The sequence below is a fragment of the Methylobacterium goesingense genome, from assembly GCF_022179225.1.
GTDB classification, from domain to species: domain Bacteria; phylum Pseudomonadota; class Alphaproteobacteria; order Rhizobiales; family Beijerinckiaceae; genus Methylobacterium; species Methylobacterium goesingense.
In genome coordinates, this window is sequence record NZ_BPQL01000199.1 from 1 (window position 1) to 4,171 (window position 4,171).

A 4,171-nucleotide genomic window follows, 5' to 3' on the forward strand; every position below is an offset into this window, starting at 1 on the left:
TGTCGGACAAGCGCGTCACCGCCGTTGCCGAGGAGGTGCGGGTGCTCAAGGAAGCCTGGGACCGGGCCGGTTGCACCATTCCCTACATGGGGTTCAACTTGATCCCGCTCTCGGTGATCCCGGAGATCCGCATCACCGACAAGGGCCTCGTCCTGGTGCCGGGCATGCGCATCGTGCCGCTGTTCGAGGCCGCCTGAGCGAAAGCCTGGCCGGAGCGCGGGAACCATCGCTGCGGCTCGCCGTTGTCGATGCAGGTCTCAACAGCCGCTCGTTCCTCCCAAGCTCAATCAGCCTGCACACCGCTTTTCGGTGGGCGGGCTGTTTCTTTGTCGCGCGGGTGGACGCGGAACTGTCCTTCCGGAGTCGCCGCATGCGCAGCCTGCTCACCCTCGTCATCGTCGGCGCCATAGCATTCGTGCTCGTGGGCATGTACGTGGCCCCCGGCCAGCCCGAGCTTCGGGCCTGGTATCTGCGCAATGCCTGCCAGTACCTCGACAAGGCCTCGCCCGAGATCTGCGCCCCCATGCGCCGGGCCGACACGGGCGTGCCGACCTGAGCGCTATCCGTCGCGCCCGCGACTGGTTCTTCCGTGACCGGACGACCGGAGCGATCACGATCGCGCAGGCGCCGAACGCGCCGCTCCTTGTCTTCGCGGCCTGCGCGCTCACCGAATGGCTGGTCGCGCCCGAGGGCCGCGCCGGCATCCTGCTACGTGGGCTCGGCGCCCTGGCCCTGGCCTACTGGGCCCTGGACGAGATCATTCGCGGAGTGAATCCCTGGCGGCGCTGCTTGGGAGCGCTCGTCCTGGCGGGCCTGGCCTGGAATTTCGCCCAAGCGTTGACCTGATCGCCGCAAAGCAGCTTGCGAAGCGGTCCGGCTCGCCTATCATCCTGAGCCAAGTGAAGCGCGGTATAGGCGGGCGGATGACCTTCTTCATCGGAATTGCCGGGCCCTGGCTCGTGGTGGCCACCCTGGCGCTCCTCTCGATCAACCGCGAGCGGGACCTCGCAGTCGAGCACGCGGTGCGCTCCGCAGCTCCGGACGGTGCGTCGTCGCAGAGCGTTGCCCACAGCGCCTACCTCGCCTAACTCGCTTCCCATCTTCGGACAGGCCACACGGGCCGTCCGCCCGGATGGGGGATGCGACTTGGCACAAGGGGACGTGACCGAAAGGTACGCGACGACAGCGGGTGAGACGGCGTCGCCGCCCGCCGCAGGACAACGTGCGGTCAGGGTTTGGCTCTACCTTCTGGCGGCCCTCGTCGTCGGGATGGTGGCGGTCGGTGGCGCGACCCGACTGACCGGATCCGGCCTCTCCATCACGGAGTGGCGTCCCGTCACAGGGGCGGTCCCGCCGCTCTCGGCGGAGGCCTGGGCGGCGGAATTCGACAAGTACAAGGACACGCCGCAGTACCGCATCCTCAACCAGGGCATGGGGCTGTCCGACTTCAAGGTGCTCTACGGCTGGGAGTGGGGTCACCGCCTCCTCGGGCGCGTCGTCGGCCTGGTTTTCTTCCTGCCGCTGCTCTGGTTCTGGTGGCGCGGCGCGTTGACCCGGCGGCTCGGCCTCGGACTCCTCGGGCTCGGACTCCTCGGCGGATTGCAGGGCGCGATCGGCTGGATCATGGTGGCCTCGGGCCTCCAGCCAGGGATGACGGCGGTGGCGCCTCTCAAACTCGCCCTGCACCTCACCACGGCCAGTTTGATCCTGGCGGGTCTGGTCTGGCTCGCCGCCGGCCTGCGCCCGCGCGTCGGGACGCCCGAACCCGCGCGCCTTCGCGTGACAGGCGTGGCGATCACGGGCCTCGTACTGGCGCAGATCTTCCTCGGCGGACTCGTGGCGGGGTCGAAGGCCGGCCTGGTCTACAACACCTGGCCGAGCATGAACGGCATGCTGGTTCCGCCCGCGCATGAACTCTTCGCGGTCTCGCCCTGGATCGAGAACTTCGTCGACAACCTCACCCTGGTGCAGTTCAACCACCGCCTGACGGCCTATCTGCTGCTGGCGCTGGCGCTGCTGCACGCCCTCGACGCGCGCCGGACGCGGCCGGGCTCGGGCCTCGCCCGGCGTGCCACGGGGATCGCCGGCCTCGTCGTCGCGCAGGCGGGCTTGGGCATCGTCACCCTGCTGCTCGCGGTTCCCCTCTGGGCCGCCCTGTCGCATCAGGTCTTCGCGATGGCGGTGCTGACGATGGCGACCGTCCATGCCCGCGCCACCCGGTCCGTCACCGCGACGCCGAGCCGCGAGAGCCCGACAACGCCCTTCGGCTTCGAGACCCTGGCGGGCCGGGCCGCCTGATCCGTTCGCGATGTGTGGATCACCACATCGCGTTTGCAGTGCAGCGAACCACTCTGATCCCTCGCACGTTCAAAGCCCCTGTCGGGACCACGACCTCCACCGTCGCGGAGCCCCGACCCTGAACACGAGAGGATCAGACCTGGATGCAGGACGCCGACATCGAACGCGCCACGAAAACGCCCTCCGCAACCCCCGGCCAACCCGAGATCGCGACGCCCCGTCCGTTGGAAGCCCCTGGCTCCCTTCCCCGTAAGCCGCATCCTTGGCCCCTTATCCTCGGCCTGTCCGGTCTGCTTGGCGCCGTTTGGGCGATCGTCATCGTCAGCCGCTATCCGAACATCCTCCCAGGCTGACGCAGGGCAACTGCGCTACGTCGAAAAGATAGGTGTTGATGAACACGAGTCGGTATTTGCCGCAGGGAACGCTGCAACCGATTGAAGCGTAGCCTCCGGAAATAAACCGGAGGTCGGCGATGCTATTAGCGGACGACGGACGCCCATCGGGAGTAACCTGGAACTACACGCGCCGTGAGATGCTGGCGGACGGCGCCATTCACGTGATCGGTGTCGCCCTTGGGGTCGCCGGTGCCATTGGCATCGTGGTGATCGCAGCGCTTTCACCCCTCGATTGGGTCGAACGGGCTGGCGTTGCCATCTACGCAGCGGGCCTCGTCTCGATGCTGGGCGTCTCGGCCACATACAACATGTGGCCGGTGTCCCGGCGCAAATGGCTCCTTCGCCGCGCCGACCATGCCCTGATTTACCTTATGATCGCCGGGACCTATACGCCCCTCGTCGCCCTCGTGGGCGACGGGACCCCGGCCTGGGGCCTTCTCGGCACAGTCTGGATCGTGGCAGCCATCGGCATGGCCCTGAAGCTGGCGCTGCCGGGCCGCTACGACCGCGCCGCGATCGGTCTCTACCTCACCCTCGGCTGGAGCGGCGTGGTCGCCTATGACGCCGTCATCGGCCGGCTCGGCCCCGATGCCCTCTGGCTCCTGGCCTTCGGCGGCCTGCTCTACTCGGTGGGCGTGATCTTCCACATCTGGCGCAGCCTGCCTTACCAGAATGCGATCTGGCACGGCTTCGTCCTGGCGGCGACCGCCTGCCACTTCGGCGCGGTGCTCAGCACGGTGATGAGCGCCGGGATCTGAGGGCACACACGAAAAATCCGACCGCTCCCGGCGGCCGGATTTTCACGTTTAGAGCAGCGGCCGCACGACCGCGTAAGGCTCGATCTTACTTGCCCGAGCAGAGACCCCGATCGGCCAAGCTGCGGTGCTCGCGCGGGTCGCAATCCGTGGAGAGGAACGAGGCCCATTCGGCGGTGGTGCCGTAAAACGCGTTGCGATCGACGTCGCCGCGCACGCCGGGCACCCGGCCGGTGGAGGTGAACTGCCACAGCATCCACTTGCGCTTGGCATAGCGCTGCTCGGGCTCGGCGGCGGTCGAGCGGACCCAGTGCGGGTAATCCGGCAGCTCGTCCTCGAGCACGTCCTTATGGAAGGTGATGTCGGTGTAGATAATCGGGCGCTTGCCCGTGTAGCTCTCCATCTCGTCGAGCATGTAGCGGATCATCGCCAGGGCCTGGGCCTTGGGCAGCTTCTTGGGGCAGAGCTGCGAATGGCCGTTCCACTCCACGTCGAGGACGGGGGGGAGGGCGGTGGGATCGTTCGGCACGTTCTTCTTGAACCAGGCCATCTGGTCCTGCGCCGAGCGGCACCAGAACACGAAATGGTAGGCTCCGCGCGGAACACCGGCCTGGGCGGCGCCATCCCAATTGGCGCGGAAGCGCTCATCCACGTGATCGCCGCCCTCCGTCGCCTTGATGAAGGCGAACTGCGTGCCGGCGGCGCGCAGTTCGCCTTCATCAA

General features: G+C 67.6%; 8 protein-coding genes. 7 read left to right on the forward strand and 1 reads right to left on the reverse strand.

Annotated elements, in window-relative coordinates; all coding sequences use genetic code 11:
- From MFF30_RS24465 to trhA, 7 genes are all read left to right on the forward strand, one after another.
- The coding region (locus MFF30_RS24465) for an adenine deaminase C-terminal domain-containing protein (RefSeq protein WP_283205934.1) at nt 1–197 on the forward strand (197 nt) is incomplete at its 5' end.
- A 173-nt stretch (nt 198–370) separates the two neighbouring features.
- Complete coding sequence (locus tag MFF30_RS24470) at nt 371–556, forward strand: hypothetical protein (RefSeq protein WP_238282794.1); 186 nt, start codon at nt 371–373, stop codon at nt 554–556.
- 5 nt (nt 557–561) lie between these two features.
- On the forward strand, nt 562–846 hold the full coding sequence (locus MFF30_RS26305; RefSeq protein ID WP_238282802.1) for a hypothetical protein: 285 nt from the start codon (nt 562–564) through the stop codon (nt 844–846).
- A gap of 77 nt (nt 847–923) precedes the next feature.
- A complete protein-coding gene (locus tag MFF30_RS24480) occupies nt 924–1,088 on the forward strand; it encodes a hypothetical protein (RefSeq protein ID WP_238282795.1) in 165 nt (54 codons plus the stop codon).
- Between the two features lie 73 nt (nt 1,089–1,161).
- The gene (locus MFF30_RS24485) at nt 1,162–2,298 is read left to right on the forward strand and encodes a COX15/CtaA family protein (RefSeq protein ID WP_283205935.1); all 1,137 of its coding nucleotides are present in this window, start codon (nt 1,162–1,164) and stop codon (nt 2,296–2,298) included.
- Nucleotides 2,299–2,441: 143 nt separating this feature from the next.
- Nucleotides 2,442–2,651 (forward strand): hypothetical protein, encoded by a 210-nt coding sequence (locus MFF30_RS24490; RefSeq protein WP_238282796.1) that lies wholly within the window; start codon nt 2,442–2,444, stop codon nt 2,649–2,651.
- A 119-nt stretch (nt 2,652–2,770) separates the two neighbouring features.
- Complete coding sequence (gene trhA / locus MFF30_RS24495; RefSeq protein ID WP_238282798.1) at nt 2,771–3,451, forward strand: PAQR family membrane homeostasis protein TrhA; 681 nt, start codon at nt 2,771–2,773, stop codon at nt 3,449–3,451.
- A gap of 85 nt (nt 3,452–3,536) precedes the next feature.
- Here trhA and MFF30_RS24500 read toward each other — a convergent pair.
- Nucleotides 3,537–4,171: glycoside hydrolase family 25 protein (locus MFF30_RS24500; protein ID WP_238282800.1), on the reverse strand; the 635-nt coding region annotated here is incomplete at its 5' end.